This is a genomic window from Pseudomonas sp. CC6-YY-74 (genome assembly GCF_002025205.1).
Classification (GTDB): domain Bacteria; phylum Pseudomonadota; class Gammaproteobacteria; order Pseudomonadales; family Pseudomonadaceae; genus Aquipseudomonas; species Aquipseudomonas paeninsulae.
The window spans coordinates 1673640-1687186 of the sequence record NZ_CP019947.1 but is presented as its reverse complement, the minus strand read 5'-3'; the positions used below and the strand labels follow the sequence as shown (position 1 = coordinate 1687186).

Below are 13547 nucleotides of genomic sequence, written 5' to 3'. Positions count from 1 at the left end.
TCCGGTCGAGTGGCGGTAGCAGGCAGACAGCTGCGCAGGGCATGTGAGTGGACTGCACATTCAGGCGATGGTTTTAAGGGTGAAGACGTCGCTAATCCGCTGCAGCTTGCCATCCCAGACGTAACGCAGATGCACGCCCTGGTGCGGAATGCTCGCCGCCGGCGGGCGGAACAGGGCGGCGCATTCACCTTCAGGGTGGCGCACGCTGCGGTAAAGCAGGCCCCAGGAACCCAGCTTGCGCTGCTCAGCGGCGAAACGCTGGGCGATCGGGTAGGCGGCCGGGTCCGGGTTGTGCAGGTGTTCGTGACCCTGGCGAATGTCATCCAGCGCTTTGACCACCCGGCAGACGTAGGCACGCAGGGTCAGTTCCAGGCTGGGTTCATGGGTCGCGCGCAGGAAACGCTCGCGGTGGTAGCGGGTTTCCGCCACCGCGGTGTGCAGGCTGTCGCCACAGTAGTAGACGCCATACTGGCCGGCGGTGAAGCGGCTGACCGCGCCGATATGGGTGAAGGCGGCCATCAGCGGCGACGAACCGGGGCCGCTGACCCGGTCTGCTGGCTCCACATGGGCGAGCAGGCCGGCTTCTTCGCGCAGGCGGTCGTTGGTCAGGCCCTCGATCAGGAAAGCCTGTTCGAGGTCGGCGGCATCCAGCACATCTTCGAACACCGAGATTGGTGGAAAGGCGCTGGAGACCAGGCGATAGGCCCGCGGCCAGGCGGGCAGGGTCTGCTTCAACCCCTGACCCCGTCGAGGTAGCGGCGCACGTCGGCGAGGTCGACCACGCCGCCGGCGAGCATCAGCTCGAGCGCGCTGTTGCCGTTGAACGGCGCCTCACTGTTGGCTTTTCTCACCCATTCATAGGTCGAGGGTTTGTCGCCGAACAGGATGCGCAGCGACTTGTGAATGCCCATCAGGTAGGAGACTCGCTCCATGGTGTCGCGGGGCAGGCGCACTTCCGGCAGTTGCCGGTATTTGTACAGGGTGCTGCGGCCAATCGAGCCCAACAGGACCATCTGCTCCTCGACCGAGCACTGCCACTTGTTCATCAGGTTGAAGAAGAATTTCAGGGCGACCTGACCCGCCTTGGTCGATTCGAGGTCGAGGGCTGGAGCGTTGCGTTGCGCGGTAGCAGTCATGCTGGCTTCTCCATTTGTAGACTTATTTTCAATACTAGTCTTCATGTGGAGTCGTGGCAACGCCTCGTCAAATACCCGCAGCGCACCTGAGTCCAGCCTGGCCGAGTCCTGGGCGATAAGCCGCAGCCGTTTTTGATGAACCTATATGGTGTGTCAGTGCCGCTCGGCAGCTTTTCAATAATTGTTTTGAACGAGGCTTGTCGAACACTTTGGTTAGCGCTAACATCGGTTCAAGCAATGAGCGGCCCCACGCCGATGGCGCCCTGGAGAACCCATGCAGACAGTCAATCCTGCCACCGCCGTTAATCCGGCACGCCGCACCCTGGTGGTCATGGGTGTGAGTGGCTCCGGCAAAAGCGAAATCAGCCAGGCCGTGGCCAGCGAGCTGACCTGGCGGCATATCGAAGCCGATCATTTCCATCCCGAGGCCAACGTCGAGCTGATGCGCGCCGGTACTGCGCTCACCGATGACGATCGCATTCACTGGCTGGATGCGTTGAGCGCCGAGATGCAGGCCGCGCAGGCTAAGGGTGAAGGCTTTGTGCTCGCCTGTTCGGCGCTCAAACGCATCTACCGCGAGCGCCTGCGCGCCGCCGTGCCGGGTTTGCAGTTCGCCCACCTGGATATTGATCGGACCACCGCCTTGCAGCGGGTTGGTGCCCGCCCCGGGCATTTCATGCCAATCTCGCTGGTCGACAGTCAATTCAGTACCCTTGAGTCGCCCCTCGACGAAGCCCATGTATTCAGCGTCAGCGCCGCGCAGAGCCGCGCCGAAGTGGTTGCGCAGGTGTGTGCCTGGGTACGCCGTGACGCCACGGGTGAGGAGATCGAGGCGCAAGTGGATCTTTCTTCGCAGCCGTTTGATAGCGCTAACCATGCGCCGCAACTAACGGCCGAACCTATCTACGGCGGCGGCTTGGCGCAGTTGTTCGACCGCCTCACCGACGGCCTGATGGCTGCACTGATGGCCTTTATGGTGGCCGCCGTATTCATCAACGTAGTGCTGCGCTATGCCTTCGGCACTGGCTGGGCCGGTGTCGAGGAACTGTCGCGCCTGGCTTTCGTCTGGCTGGTGTTCGTCGGTGTGGCCTCGAGCATGCGCCGCGGCGAACTGATGACCTTCCGCATGATTCGCGACCGTTTCCCCAACGCCATTCGCCGCCTGGTTGACTCGCTCAGCTGGCTGCTGGTGATCGGCGCCAGTCTGCTCTCGGCCATGGGCGCCTGGAGTCAGGTGCAGTACGGCTGGGGCAATCACAGCACGGTGGTCGGCTACCCGGTGGTGCTGGCGATGGTGCCGGTTTTGGCCAGCATGGCGGTGCTGGCGCTGTTGGCGCTGGTGCAACTGGTCAACGTCTGGCGCCGACCGGCCGAGCAGGCTGCGGCGCTGGCCAATGTCACGGCTGATTGAGCGGTTTTTCGCGTTGCATTCATTAGATAACAAGATCGGGCACTGCCCACCGAGGACCCGCTGATGACCGTCGCTGTCTTCCTTGCTTCACTCCTGGGTTTCATGTCCTTCGGCATGCCCATTGCCTTCGCCTTGATTCTTACCGGCGCGGTACTGATGTGGTACTTGCAGTTCTGGGACGTGCAATTGCTGGCGCAGAACCTGCTCGCCGGGGCCGATAGTTTTCCGCTGCTGGCCGTACCCTTCTTTATCCTGGCCGGCGAGCTGATGAATGCCGGCGGTATTTCCCGGCGCATCATCAACATGGCCCAGGCCTACTTCGGCCACCTGCGTGGCGGCCTGGGCTATGTGGCGATCGCCGCGTCCGTATTGCTGGCCAGTATGTCCGGCTCGGCCCTGGCCGATACTGCGGCGTTGGCGACCCTGTTGCTGCCGATGATGCGTCAGCGTGGTTATCCGCTGCACTCCTCGGCAGGGTTGGTCGCCGCTGGCGGCATCATCGCGCCGATCATTCCGCCGTCAATGCCCTTCGTGATCTACGGCGTGGTGACCAATACCTCGATCAGTCAGCTGTTTATGGCCGGCCTGGTGCCGGGCCTGATCATGGGCGGTGGTCTGATCTTCGCCTGGACCCTGATCGCCCGCGGTTTCACCGAGCCGACTCCGCCCAAGGCGAGCAAGGCCGAACGCCGCCACGCACTGGTGGACGGCGCCGCCGCGCTGATGCTGCCGGTAATCATTGTCGGCGGCCTGCGCTTTGGCATCTTCACCCCGACTGAAGCGGCGGTGGTGGCGGCGGTCTACGCCCTGGCGGTGTCGACGCTGCTCTATCGCGAGCTGAGCTGGGCGGCGCTGAGTGAAACCATGACCCGTGCCAGTCGCACCACCGCCTCGGTGATGTTCCTCTGCGCGGCGGCCACGGTGTCGGCCTATATGGTGACCCTGGCCCAGTTGCCCGAGGAAATCGGCGTCATGCTCGGGCCGCTGCTCAACCATCCGCATCTGCTGATGGTGGCGATCATGCTGTTGATGGTCGCGGTCGGCATGGTCCTCGACCTGACCCCGACCATCCTGATTCTGGCACCGGTATTGGCCCCCATCGCGGTCAAGGCCGGTATCGATCCGGTGTACTTCGGCGTGATGTTCGTGCTGATCGGCTCCATCGGCTTGATCACCCCGCCGGTGGGCACCGTGCTCAACGTGGTCGGCGGTATCGGTCGGCTGCGCATGGAAATCCTGGTGCGCGGGGTGATGCCGTTCTTCCTGATTTACCTGGGCATAGTCGCGCTGCTGATCGCCTTCCCGGCCATCGTCACGGTGCCGCTGGCATGGTTGCGCTGACGCCGTGGTTTTCCACGCCCGCTGGCAAGCCGGCGGGCATCGCGTAGTAGGTTGCAGAAAAATAGCCGTTTTACTTCTCACAACAATAAGAGGCACTTGCTGATGAAACGTCCACTGATCACCGTTCTGGCTGCGGCCATGCTGTTGAGCCCGCTGGCCACGCTGACCGCGCAGGCCGATGAAGTCCGCTCGCGAATGATTCGCTTCGGCTACGGCCTCAACGAACAGAGCAACCAGGGCCGGGCGGCCAAGCTGTTCGCCGAGGAAGTCGGCAAGGCCTCCGCAGGCAAATTGAAGATGCGCACCTACGCCGCGGCCAGCCTGGGTTCGGACGACCAGATGCAAAGCGCGCTGATCGGCGGCGCCCAGGAAATGATGGTTGGTTCCACCGCCACCCTGGTCGGCATCACCAAGGAAATGGCGGTGTGGGATACGCCGTTCCTGTTCACCCGCGAGCAGCAGGCCGATGCAGTGCTGGACGGCCCGGTCGGACGCCAGGTGATGGACAAGCTGGAAGAGAAGGGCCTGGTCGGCCTGGTCTACTGGGAGAACGGCTTTCGCAATATGACCAACAACACCCGGCCGATCACCAAACTGGAGGATTTCTCCGGGATCAAGCTGCGCGTGATGCCTAATCCGGTGTTCCTCGAGACCTTCAACCTGATGGGCGCCAACGCCGTGCCGTTGCCGTTCTCCGAGCTGTTCACCGCGCTGGAGACCAAGGCGGTGGATGGTCAGGAAAACCCCTTCAACACCATCCTCTCGTCGAAGTTCTTCGAGGTGCAGAAGTACCTGACCGTGACCAACCACGTCTACAGCCCGTGGATCGTCACGGCGTCCAAGCGCTGGTGGGATGGCCTGTCGCAGACCGAGCAGGGCATCATCATGGACGCGGCGATCAAGGCTCGCGGCTTCGAGCGTCAGGACACCCGCGCAGAAGCGGCCAAGGCGCTGGCGCAACTCAAGGAAAACGGCATGCAGGTCAACCAGATCAGCGATGACGAGGTGCAGCGCATGCGCGAGCGGGCCAAGCCGGCGATCCAGCAGGTGATCGACACCGTCGGCCAACCGCTGTTCGACCAGGTGCAGGCCGAGTTGGCCAAGACCGAAAACTGAACCGTGCGGCGCGCATCTGGCATGCTTTGCCGGGTGCGCGCGGCCTCGGCGGCCCCGCACACCCTACAACAGCTAGTCGCTGCTAGAATCGCCTGCCTTTTCCAGGGAAGTAGTCATGAGCCCACGTCGTCGTCGCTCCGCCGAACGCGTCACCCTGTCCGATGTGGCCAAAGCCGCTGGCTGCTCGCTGATGTCCGCCTCGCGCGCCTTGTCGCAACCGGAGCGGGTTTCCGATGCGCTGCGCGCGCAGGTCATGCAGGCGGCCAAGGAGCTCGGCTATGTGGCGAACCCAGCCGCGCGGGCGTTGGCCAGCTCCAAATCGAACCTGGTGGCGGTGCTGATTCCATCGCTGTCCAACTCGGTATTCGTCGACACCGTCGAGGCGATCCAGCGGGTGCTGATGCCTGCCGGCTTCGAGATGATGATCGGGGTCAGCCACTATCGGCCCGAAGAAGACGAGCGTTTGCTCCGTTCCTATCTGGCGCATCAGCCGGCCGGTCTGCTACTCACCGGTTTCGAGCGCAGCGACACGGCGCGCGAAATTCTTGGCGGTTGCCGCGGCCCGATCGTCACCATGATGGGGCTGAGCGATGCCGAGGACGAATACTGCGTCGGCTTCTCGCAACTGGATGCCGGCGCGGCCATGACCGGCGCGTTGATCGAGCGTGGTTACCGGCATATTGCCTTCGCCGCCGCCCAGCTCGACCCGCGCACCCTGCAGCGTGCCGAGGGCTATAGGCAGTGCATGCAGGCGCACGGGCGCTATAACCCGAGCCTGGAACTGCTCACCCCGGAACTGTCGTCCATCGGCCTGGGCGCCAATCTGTTGGACCGCCTACTGGCTCAACACCCAGAGATAGACGCGGTGTTCTTCAACAATGACGACCTGGCCCTGGGTGCCTTGTTTCGCGCGCGTCAGCTCGATCTGGCGGTGCCGCAACGCCTGGCGATCGCCGGTTTCAACGACCTGCCGGCCGCCGCCTGGGTGCATCCGGCGCTGACCACCGTGCGGACCATCCGTGGTCGTATCGGTCAGTTGGCCGGGGAAATGCTGCTGACCCTGATGCGCGGCGAGCAGCCGGCCACGCACTGCATCGATGTAGGCTTCGAACTGGTGCTGCGCGATAGCGCCTGAGATGGTTCACTGCTGATAAAAAAGCCCCGAATTCGGGGCTTTTTTATCAATGGCTTACAGCGTTAACTTGAAGCTTTCTCGAGTTTCTTTTCCTGGGCGATGACATGCTGGCAGATCTCGATGATCTGTTCGCGCATCCAGCGGTTGGCCGGGTCCTGGTCGGTGCTCTCGTGCCAGTACAGGTGGGTTTCCAGGGCCGGCACGTCGTTGACCGGCAGCTCCATGTAATGCAGGTCGTTACGCCGGGCGAAGCGTTCCGGCACGGTGATCACCATGTCGGTGCTATGCAGCACGGTGGAGGCCATCAGGTAATGCTGCGAGCGCAGGGCGACCCGCCGTTTCAAGCCGATCTTGCCCAGCGACAGGTCGATATAGCCGAGGCCGCTGCGGCGGCTGGAAATCTGGATGTGGGTCAGTGACAGGTATTCGTCCAGGCTGATCTTGTCCTTGGCCAGGGGGTGGCCCCTGCGCATGGCGCAGACGTAGCGGTCTTCCATCATCTTGACGTGACGTACCTGGGGATCGGTGTTGAGCGGCGCATCGACGGCAAAGTCGAGGCGGCCCGCGGCCAGTTCCTTGGTGGTGTCGCGGCGGCGGGCGAGCATGCTCTCGAGGCTGACATTCGGCGCCAGGCGGCGCAGGCGCTGGAACAAGGAGGGCAGCACCACCGCCTCGGTAAGGTCGGTCATGCTGATGCGGTAAGTCTTGTTGGCCTCGGCCGGATTGAAGATGCGGCTTTCCTGCACCGAGATGCGCAGCTGCTGCAAGGCACTGCGCACCGGGGCGATGATGTTCTGCGCCATCGGCGTGGGCACCATGCCCTGGGCGGTGCGCACGAACAAAGGGTCGTTGAAGGTCTCGCGCAGGCGGGCGAGGGCATTGGACACGGCCGGCTGGGTGATGCCGACAATCTGCCCGGCACGGGTCAGATTGGCCTCGGTGTAGATGGCATCGAAGACGATAAAGAGGTTGAGGTCGACCTTGTTCAGATTCATTCCGCGCTCGCTTAGAGTTGTCGGGATCCGTGGATCATATATCGGTGATGAATGTTTATACACGCTGAGAATAGGTTAGATAAATCTTAGTCCCTGTTCTAGCATCATTTCAGATCGAACACCTCACCAAATTAGCCGCAGAAGGTAGCTCCCATGGATTTCGCCTACTCCCCCAAGGTTCAGGAACTGCGTGAGCGCGTCACCGCGTTTATGCAAACCCACGTCTATCCGGCCGAGGCCGTTTTCGAACAGCAGGTCAATCAAGGCGACCGCTGGCAGCCGACCGCGATCATGGAAGAGCTGAAAACCAAGGCCAAGGCCGAAGGCTTGTGGAACCTGTTCCTGCCGGAGTCGGAACTGGGCGCCGGCCTGACTAACACCGAATACGCGCCGCTGGCGGAAATCATGGGTAGCTCGCTGATCGGCCCCGAGCCGTTCAACTGCGCCGCACCGGACACCGGCAATATGGAAGTGCTGGTGCGCTACGCCAACGAAGCGCAGAAGGAACAATGGCTCAAGCCGCTGCTGGCCGGCGAGATTCGCTCGGCCTTCGCCATGACCGAGCCTGGCGTGGCTTCATCCGACGCCACCAATATGGAAGCCCGCGCCGTACGCGAGGGTGACGAGTGGGTGATCAACGGGCGCAAGTGGTGGACTTCCGGCGCCTGCGACCCGCGCTGCAAGATCATGATCTTCATGGGCCTGACTAATCCCGACGCGCCGCGCCACCAGCAGCATTCGATGATCCTGGTGCCGATGGACGCGCCCGGGTGAAGATGTTGCGTCCGCTACCGGTGTTCGGCTACGACGATGCGCCCCATGGCCATGCCGAAATGTTATTCGAGAACGTCCGGGTACCTTACGAGAGCGTGTTGCTTGGTGAGGGCCGCGGCTTCGAGATCGCCCAGGGTCGCCTCGGTCCAGGCCGTATCCACCACTGCATGCGCTCGATCGGCATGGCTGAGCGCGCACTGAAATTGATGTGTGAGCGCTCGGTCAACCGCACCGCGTTTGGCCGGCCGCTGGCACGCCTGGGTGGCAACATCGACCTCATCGCCGACTCGCGCATGGAGATCAACATGGCGCGCCTGTTGACCCTGAATGCGGCTTACATGATGGACACCGTCGGCAACAAGATCGCCGCCAGCGAAATCGCCCAGATCAAGGTGGTGGCGCCGAATGTCGCGCTCAAGGTGATCGACCGCGCCATCCAGATGCATGGCGGCGCCGGGGTCTCCAATGACTTCCCGCTGGCCTACTGGTACGCCATGCAGCGCACCCTGCGCCTGGCCGACGGCCCGGATGAGGTGCACCGGGCAGCGATCGGTAAGTTCGAGATCGGCAAGTACATGCCGCGTTAAACGCCCAAGGCCAGCCGCTAAAGACGCTGGAGCTGGGTGGTAGTGATGCCACCCTGGCGCCTCAAATGACCAGGCCCGCATTTATGCGGGCCTGGTCATTTGAGGCGCCAGCTCTCTAGGCGCTCAGTTGTCCTGGTTGTCCTGGACAACCTGCTCCTTTAGCCAGGCAAGGCGTACATGCAACTGGGCGGCAAAGCTGCGCGCAGCCAGTTCTTCGTGAAAGGTCAGCGCACGCCGGCCCATGCGTACCTGCCAGAGTTGGCGGCCACGTTGTTGCAGGGCTTCGATCCGTATATCGCAGTGAATCAATGGGTTGGCCGATCCTTTGCAGGTTGATTGCGGGTTTTCAGCAACGACAACATCACGCCGCCCGCCAGTAAACCAAAGGTTACGCTAAGCGACACCAGTGCTGGAATCTTACCGATAAAGCCGTGCAGGAAAATCTTCCCGCCGATAAAGATCAGCACCAACGCCAACGCGTATTTCAGGTAGATAAAGCGGTGCATCAGCGCGGCCAGGGCGAAGTACAGGGCGCGCAAGCCAAGGATCGCGAAGATGTTCGAGGTGTAGACGATAAACGGATCCTGGGTGATGGCGAATACCGCCGGCACGCTGTCCACCGCGAATACCAAGTCAGCCAGTTCGATCAGCACCAGTGCCAGCAGCAGCGGGGTGGCGTAACGCAGCAGCTGGCCGCTGACCGGGTCACGCAGGCGTACGAGAAAGCGCCCGTCATGCAGTTCATCGGTGACCCGGATGTGCCGGCGCAAAAATTTCAGCACGGGGTTTTGCGCCAGGTCCGGGTGCTCTACTTCGCGGCTGAACAGCATCTTTATCCCGGTCAGCAGGAGAAAGGCGCCGAAGACATAGAGAACCCAGTCGAACCGTTGCACCAGTGCCGTACCCAGGCCGATCATGATCGCGCGCAGCACGATGACCCCGAGGATGCCCCAGAACAATACCCGGTGCTGGTAGCGTCGAGGAATGCCGAAGAAACCGAGAATCATCGCCATGACGAACACGTTGTCCATCGACAGCGATTGCTCGATCAGAAAGCCGGTGTAGAACTCCAGTGCCTTGCTCGCCCCGAGTTGCCCCCAGATCCAGCCGCCGAACAGCAAACCCGCGGCGAAATAGCCGCTGTACAGCAGCAGGCTCTCGCGCATTTCAATTGCATGCTGGTCGCGGTGGAGCACGCCGAGGTCGAATACCAACAGCGCCAGAACGATGACCATAAAGGCCAGCCAGAACCAGGTAGGTGTGCCAAGAAAGGGGGCGGTAAACAAAGCCTGCAGAGTGTTCATGAGCCCTCCCTGTTATCAGCCTAAGTTGAGAAGCAACTTAGTGACTCCGACATCACGGTGAGGGATTCACCGCCAGAGGGGCCCGGTGTCACATGCCTAAAGGCTAGGGGTGAAATGCGCACTCGACAACTCCGTGATGGTGTTCCCAGGCGGGGATGCAATGGCACTGAGAACATGAAAACGGGGCGCCGTGCATAACGCTGATTGCGTTGGTGCGCAACCTGGCGACCCCACTGCATCGGGCAGGCAGAACTCAATACACCCAGACCTCGACGCGGCGGTTCTTGATCCGTCCCTCATCGGCGTTGTTGGCAGCCACCGGCAGCTCGTCGCCGAGCCCGATAATCTGGTGAAATATCACCCCGCGCTTAGCCAGTTCGCGGCGCACCGCCATGGCCCGCAGTTTTGACAGCAACTCGGCCCTGGCCGGATCGGCCTTGGGGTCGCCGAAGCCTACCAGCACCACCTTGTGCTGCAGTTTGTCCTGGGCACTCAGATAGGCGAGTAGCCGTTCCAGGTCGCGCTGGGCCTTGTTGTCCAGCGCGGCGCTACCTTGCTGGAAGCGGAAGTTCACCGACAGGCGTTGCGCCTCACGGGCCAGGGTCTGATAGGCCTCGGGCATGGCGCTGTCAGGGGCGACCTTTATCGCTCGCACGGTCTGCGCGATAAACCCGCTTTGCGCGACTATGGCCTGCCCGCGCGGGCTATGGGCAAAACTAATCAGCGCCTTGGCCCAGGGATTGGACACGTCCGGTTGGTTATAGAGAAACAGTCGCCGCGACAGCGGGTAGTCCTCGGTGGCGATCAGGGTCGTGCTGGGCAGCATGGCTTGCGACTCGCCGGCGGCGATGGCCACGGCCTTGGCCTGGCGAATATAAGGCAGGCCGATAAAGCCGATGCCGTTCGGATCTTGGCTGACCGCGTCGGACAGTGCTTCGCTGGACTCGAAGCGCGGTGCGCTGGCCGCCAGGGTTGCGCCGTTGGCACTCAGCACCAGTTCCTTGAAGGTGTCGTAGGTGCCCGAGTTGTCATCGCGCGCATACAGCTTGATCGGCCCACTGTTACCGCCAAGCTGCGCCCAGTCCTGCAGCTCGCCAGAGAATATCCGCGCCAACTGATCGATGCGCAAAGCCTCGAGCGGGTTGCTCGGGTGGAGGATGATCGCCAGGCCATCGATGGCGATGATCTGTTCGGCATCGCGGCTTTGCAGGTCGCCCAAGGCCACCAGGGCGCTGGCCTCGCTGTCTTTGATCGGGCGCGAGGAGGCGGCCAGGTCGGCGCTGCCATTTTGCAAGGCGGCGAAACCGGTGCTGGAGCCATGGGCGGCGACTTCGATGGTCACGCGGCGACCGTCGCTGCTGGTGCCGATGATCTTCTGTTCGTTGTCGACGCTGCCGGCCTCGATGCGGATCGCGTTCAGCCCCTGTGCTTCGAGCAGGCCTCTGACCAGCGCCGGGCCAAGGGTCGCGCCGATGGTGTTGGAGCCCTGGATACGCAGGGCGCTGCTGTTGTCAGCGGGGATCGGCAGGGCGGCGAATACAGACCAGGGCAGGGCATAGCAGATAAAACCGAGCAGCAGGACGGTGCAGGTACTGCTCCAGGTTGGCTGATTACAAGCAGGCAGGGCGCGCGGCATGCGGTAGACACCTTGTAGAGGCAATTGAAGGTGTCGCGACGATAAGACAAAAAGATGACTGGAACATGACAGCGGGGTGTTGACCTGGCCGCTCTAGCGCGGCTGCGTAGGGCGGCACAGGCGGCGATCCGTTTGGAGCGAAGCGACAGCCCGCCGGCTTTTGTGTCGCGCCGATGAACCATGGTGCACTGCCTGCGGCGAGTGACACCCTAGGGTTGTGGATTGCCCCGGATCTGGTGATCCCCTCGGGCCGTAGGGCGGCTTAGGCGCGCAGCGACAACCCGCCAGCTTTGTGCCACGCCGGTGAACCAAGGGTGCACTGCTTGCGGCGAGTAACACCCTGATATGGTTTGCGGATTACTCGAGGTAATTGGTCGCAGTGTTGGGCGTTTGGCGGCAGCCCTCGCAGGCGAGAGCTATTTCACCGCCTCTCAGTTCAACTCAGTTCCAGCCAGATCGGCGCATGATCCGAGGGTTTTTCCATGCTGCGCAATTCGTAGTCGATTCCTGCATCCTTGAAGCGCGATTGCAGGGGCAGCGAGGCCAGGATCACATCGATGCGCAGGCCGCGTTTGGGCTCATCCTCGAAACCGCGACTGCGGTAGTCGAACCAGCTGAATCGATCATTCACCGTGGGGTTGAGATGGCGGAAGCTGTCGACCAGGCCCCAGTCCTTCAGGCTGGCCAGCCACTCGCGCTCTTCTGGCAGAAAGCTGCATTTGCCGCTTCTGAGCCAGCGTTTGCGGTTTTCTTCGCCAATGCCGATGTCGCAGTCTTGCGGTGAAATATTGATATCACCCATTACCACCAGCGCTTGTTCTGGCTGGAACTGGCTGAGCAAGAGCTGCTGCAGGTCGGCGTAGAAGCGTTGTTTGGCGGGGAACTTGGTCGGGTGGGCGCGACTTTCGCCTTGCGGGAAATATCCGTTCATCACGGTTACCGGATTGCCTTGGGCATCGGCGAAGGTGCCATAGATAAAGCGCCGCTGGCTGTCCTCGTCATCGTCGGGGAAGCCCTTGTGTAGCGCCAGGGGTTCCTGGCGCGAAAGCAAGGCGACGCCGTAATGGCCTTTCTGGCCGTGGTAGTGCACGTGGTAGCCGAGTTGGCGAATTTCCGCCTCGGGGAATTGCTCGTCGGATACTTTGATTTCCTGCAAGCCGATCACGTCAGGCTGGTGTTTCTCGATCAAGGCCGCCAATTGATGGGGGCGTGCGCGCAGGCCGTTGATATTGAAGGAGACGATCTTCATGGGCGGCAAGTCCTGGGGTCGTTGTAGCAAAGCGGTGATGCTAGTCGATCCGGTGACCCCGCGGCCAGTTCTGGCTGTCGCCGGGTTGCGGTGCTAGGGTGGCTACAGGCCAAGTAGATCAAGAAAAGTCAGAGGTCGCACCCTATGCCGAACAGCCCTGCTGAAGTCCGTATGCTTGATAGCGGCTATGCCCGCGAAGCGCGTTCGCTGCTGTACCACGCCTATCGCCATGAGCCGACCTTTTCGTACCTGTTCGAAGCCGAACGCCCTGGCTATGACCAGCGTGTGCGCGCCACCGTGCGCGAGTTGGTGCAGCAGCACTTCAGCGAGGATCTGCCGGCGATTGGCCTACTGATCGATGACCGCCTGATCGGCATGGCGCTGATCGCACCACCCCAGCGCCGGCTGGATATCACCGAGAGCTGGAACTGGCGTATGCGCATGCTGCTGACCACCGGTTTTCGCTGTACCAAACGATATTTGGCCTATCACGATGCCATTCTGGCCTGCCTGCCGCCTGGTCCTTACCACGTGCTGCCATTGATTGGCGTACACCCCGAGTTCCAGGGCAAGCACCTCGGCGAGCAGTTGCTCGAAGCGTTGCACAACTGGTGTGCCGAGGATGCAGGTTCACTCGGTGTGGTGCTGGACACCGGTAATCCGCACTACCTGGACTTCTACAAGCGCCATGGCTATGAAGAAATCGGTGAAGTGGCGATTGGGCCGATCATCGAACACGTGTTCTTCCATCCCAATCCGAAGCAGGCCGTCAAAGCCAGCGCTTGATGGCGTGCTGGCCAACAGAGGGGCGTCGCGCAGACTGGCGCTTCCTCGCTGGGCTGAAACGGATCGGCGCCCGCCCC

At 62.1% G+C, this 13547-nt stretch carries 12 protein-coding genes and 1 pseudogene; 6 read left to right on the top strand and 7 right to left on the bottom strand.

Features of this window, described 5'->3' with window-relative positions; genetic code table 11:
- Window positions 1–60: 60 nt before the first annotated feature.
- Both B2D37_RS07880 and B2D37_RS07875 read right to left on the bottom strand, forming a co-directional pair.
- Window positions 61–735: an RES family NAD+ phosphorylase gene (locus tag B2D37_RS07880; protein WP_079202182.1), complete on the bottom strand. Its 675-nt coding sequence runs from the start codon at window positions 733–735 to the stop codon at window positions 61–63.
- The gene (locus B2D37_RS07875; protein ID WP_079202181.1) at window positions 732–1136 is read right to left on the bottom strand and encodes an MbcA/ParS/Xre antitoxin family protein; all 405 of its coding nucleotides are present in this window, start codon (window positions 1134–1136) and stop codon (window positions 732–734) included. Before B2D37_RS07875 ends, B2D37_RS07880 begins: the two co-directional genes overlap by 4 nt.
- Window positions 1137–1410: 274 nt before the next feature.
- Here B2D37_RS07875 and B2D37_RS07870 point away from each other — a divergent pair, with 274 nt between their 5' ends.
- The 4 genes from B2D37_RS07870 to B2D37_RS07855 all read left to right on the top strand — a co-directional run bounded on the left by B2D37_RS07870 (window position 1411) and on the right by B2D37_RS07855 (window position 6139).
- Complete coding sequence (locus B2D37_RS07870; RefSeq protein ID WP_079202180.1) at window positions 1411–2547, top strand: gluconokinase, GntK/IdnK-type; 1137 nt, start codon at window positions 1411–1413, stop codon at window positions 2545–2547.
- Window positions 2548–2610: 63 nt separating this feature from the next.
- Window positions 2611–3888, top strand: a complete 1278-nt coding sequence (locus B2D37_RS07865) for a TRAP transporter large permease (RefSeq protein WP_079202179.1) — start codon at window positions 2611–2613, stop codon at window positions 3886–3888.
- Between the two features lie 102 nt (window positions 3889–3990).
- Window positions 3991–5004: a TRAP transporter substrate-binding protein gene (locus tag B2D37_RS07860; protein WP_079202178.1), complete on the top strand. Its 1014-nt coding sequence runs from the start codon at window positions 3991–3993 to the stop codon at window positions 5002–5004.
- A gap of 115 nt (window positions 5005–5119) precedes the next feature.
- Window positions 5120–6139, top strand: coding sequence for a LacI family DNA-binding transcriptional regulator (locus B2D37_RS07855; protein WP_079202177.1), 1020 nt, complete (start codon window positions 5120–5122; stop codon window positions 6137–6139).
- A gap of 62 nt (window positions 6140–6201) precedes the next feature.
- Here B2D37_RS07855 and B2D37_RS07850 read toward each other — a convergent pair whose 3' ends face one another.
- Complete coding sequence (locus B2D37_RS07850; protein WP_079202176.1) at window positions 6202–7134, bottom strand: LysR family transcriptional regulator; 933 nt, start codon at window positions 7132–7134, stop codon at window positions 6202–6204.
- A 153-nt stretch (window positions 7135–7287) separates the two neighbouring features.
- On the opposite strand from B2D37_RS07850, the pseudogene B2D37_RS07845 reads away from it, so the two are divergent.
- Window positions 7288–8495 (top strand): annotated as a pseudogene (locus B2D37_RS07845) (acyl-CoA dehydrogenase).
- A 123-nt stretch (window positions 8496–8618) separates the two neighbouring features.
- On the opposite strand, the gene B2D37_RS07840 reads toward B2D37_RS07845, so the two are convergent.
- From B2D37_RS07840 to xthA, 4 genes are all read right to left on the bottom strand, one after another.
- Entirely contained in the window at window positions 8619–8804 is a 186-nt protein-coding gene (locus B2D37_RS07840; RefSeq protein ID WP_079202175.1) for a hypothetical protein, read from the bottom strand.
- Complete coding sequence (locus tag B2D37_RS07835) at window positions 8801–9799, bottom strand: TerC family protein (RefSeq protein WP_079202174.1); 999 nt, start codon at window positions 9797–9799, stop codon at window positions 8801–8803. Before B2D37_RS07835 ends, B2D37_RS07840 begins: the two co-directional genes overlap by 4 nt.
- A 253-nt stretch (window positions 9800–10052) precedes the next feature.
- On the bottom strand, window positions 10053–11435 hold the full coding sequence (locus tag B2D37_RS07830; protein ID WP_079202173.1) for a substrate-binding domain-containing protein: 1383 nt from the start codon (window positions 11433–11435) through the stop codon (window positions 10053–10055).
- Window positions 11436–11871: 436 nt separating this feature from the next.
- Window positions 11872–12684 carry an exodeoxyribonuclease III gene (xthA, locus tag B2D37_RS07825; protein ID WP_079202172.1) on the bottom strand — a complete coding sequence of 271 codons (813 nt, stop codon included), beginning with the start codon at window positions 12682–12684 and terminating at the stop codon, window positions 11872–11874.
- A 144-nt stretch (window positions 12685–12828) separates the two neighbouring features.
- Here xthA and B2D37_RS07820 point away from each other — a divergent pair, with 144 nt between their 5' ends.
- Window positions 12829–13470, top strand: a complete 642-nt coding sequence (locus tag B2D37_RS07820) for a GNAT family N-acetyltransferase (RefSeq protein ID WP_079202171.1) — start codon at window positions 12829–12831, stop codon at window positions 13468–13470.
- The last annotated feature ends 77 nt before the right edge of the window (window positions 13471–13547 follow it).

What these genes read in the sequence shown, in the direction of transcription:
- B2D37_RS07875 (WP_079202181.1), bottom strand. Translation starts at nt 1,136, where the DNA reads ATGACTGCTACCGCGCAACGCAACGCTCCAGCCCTCGACCTCGAATCG.
- B2D37_RS07870 (WP_079202180.1), top strand. Translation starts at nt 1,411, where the DNA reads ATGCAGACAGTCAATCCTGCCACCGCCGTTAATCCGGCACGCCGCACC.
- B2D37_RS07865 (WP_079202179.1), top strand. Translation starts at nt 2,611, where the DNA reads ATGACCGTCGCTGTCTTCCTTGCTTCACTCCTGGGTTTCATGTCCTTC.
- B2D37_RS07860 (WP_079202178.1), top strand. Translation starts at nt 3,991, where the DNA reads ATGAAACGTCCACTGATCACCGTTCTGGCTGCGGCCATGCTGTTGAGC.
- B2D37_RS07855 (WP_079202177.1), top strand. Translation starts at nt 5,120, where the DNA reads ATGAGCCCACGTCGTCGTCGCTCCGCCGAACGCGTCACCCTGTCCGAT.
- B2D37_RS07850 (WP_079202176.1), bottom strand. Translation starts at nt 7,134, where the DNA reads ATGAATCTGAACAAGGTCGACCTCAACCTCTTTATCGTCTTCGATGCC.
- B2D37_RS07835 (WP_079202174.1), bottom strand. Translation starts at nt 9,799, where the DNA reads ATGAACACTCTGCAGGCTTTGTTTACCGCCCCCTTTCTTGGCACACCT.
- B2D37_RS07830 (WP_079202173.1), bottom strand. Translation starts at nt 11,435, where the DNA reads ATGCCGCGCGCCCTGCCTGCTTGTAATCAGCCAACCTGGAGCAGTACC.
- xthA (WP_079202172.1), bottom strand. Translation starts at nt 12,684, where the DNA reads ATGAAGATCGTCTCCTTCAATATCAACGGCCTGCGCGCACGCCCCCAT.
- B2D37_RS07820 (WP_079202171.1), top strand. Translation starts at nt 12,829, where the DNA reads ATGCCGAACAGCCCTGCTGAAGTCCGTATGCTTGATAGCGGCTATGCC.